Annotated in this window: 1 pseudogene; it reads left to right on the top strand. The window is 53.2% G+C overall.

Annotation, left to right across the window (positions count from 1 at the left end):
• Positions 1-1,082 precede the first annotated feature (1,082 nt).
• Positions 1,083-1,533, top strand: a pseudogene (locus FDW88_RS22345) (IS5 family transposase); the annotation flags it as partial.

Genomic DNA, 1,533 nt, shown 5'->3' with positions numbered 1-1,533 from the left:
CAGAATCGTGAGATTCTGCCGTTAATCGGGTATGTTCAGAAGAATGATATCTATCTGAAAATAATTTGAATTAAGGTAAGCGACGAGCCACGGTTGCCTGTGATCCCAGTCCCTGAGTCGTTAGGTTATTCTGATATCCCTCATCCCCAGACCAGAACAGTGGATAAGGGCAAATTGCCTGAGGGAGCTATAGGGCATTGGGCAGCAAGGTTTTATAGTTGGATGGCATCAATTTAACGGTATAGAAACATCAGCCCATACGATGACTGTCTACGTTTAAGACATAAATTCTTGCTGTTACATAAGTATTAATGCTGATTATCATCAATTTGATTATAATCATGGCACTTTATGGATTACCGTATTAAATATTCATTTTTTCCCTATAGTGATGATTCATGCTTGGTTCCCTTTCTAAGCGGCTTGAGGACTTGAGTTTGGTCCAGCGCGAGAGGTTGGCCTACATCGATTTTCGGCTCTATTTCTTCGGTGAGATCGGACGCCCTGATCTGATTGAGCGCTTCGGTGTGGCTCCGGCAGGGGCGACACGCGATTTGGCTTTGTACCGGGAAATTGCGCCGCATAACATCACCTTCGATGGTAGCAACAAGATTTATCGCATCGGGCAGGAGTTCTCACCGTTGTTCGAGCACGCATCGCTGCGCGTTCTGTCGGCGCTGTCTCTCGGTTTTGGCGATGGCGTGAACGGCTCAATGCAGGCGCTGCTACCATGCGAATCCCCCGCAGCCCTAAGCATTCCCAAGATGGATGTGTTAGCCACGATTTGCCGAGGCATCCACGCTAAGCGACCCGTCGCCATCCGCTACTACTCGATGAGCAGCGGCGAGTCCGAGCGGGTAATTGTGCCCTTTGCTTTGGTTGATACCGGCATGCGCTGGCACGTCCCTTTGATCGCAAGAGTAGAGAGTTTCGGGATTTCGTCGTCACCCGCATCGAAGCACCAACATTGCTCGACGAGGAGCCACAAGCCAACGAACGACAGGATAACGACATCCAGTGGACGCGCATCGTCGAGCTGGATTTCGTGCCGTACCCGAGCGTTGAGCGGCCCGATATTATCAAGATGGACTATCGTCGATGCTACGCTGATCCACGCGCCCAGTTCATCCAAGAACCAGGACGGCAAGCGCGACCCGGAAATGCACCAGACCAAGAAGGGGAACCAGTATTACTTTGGCATGAAGGCGCACATCGGCGTTGATGATGAATCGGGGCTGGTACACAGCGTGGTGGGCACGGCAGCCACCGTGGCGGATGTCACCCAGGTCGACAAGCTGCTGCACGGCGACGAGAACGTCGTCTGCGCCGATGCCGGCTACACCGGCGTCGAAAAGCGCTCCGAGCATGCCGACCGAGAAGTGATCTGGCAGGTCGCAGCACGCCGCAGCACCTACAAGATGCTCGATAAACGCAGCGCCCTGTACAAAGCCAAGCGCAAGATCGAGAAAGCCAAGGCGCAAGTGCGAGCGAAGGTAGAGCCCCCGTTTCGCGTGATCAAGCGGCAGTTCGGCT

The organism is Citrobacter sp. wls829 (assembly GCF_005280825.1).
GTDB lineage: Bacteria > Pseudomonadota > Gammaproteobacteria > Enterobacterales > Enterobacteriaceae > Citrobacter > Citrobacter gillenii.
Note: the sequence above shows the minus strand (reverse complement) of the source record. Positions and strands in the feature narration are given on the sequence as shown.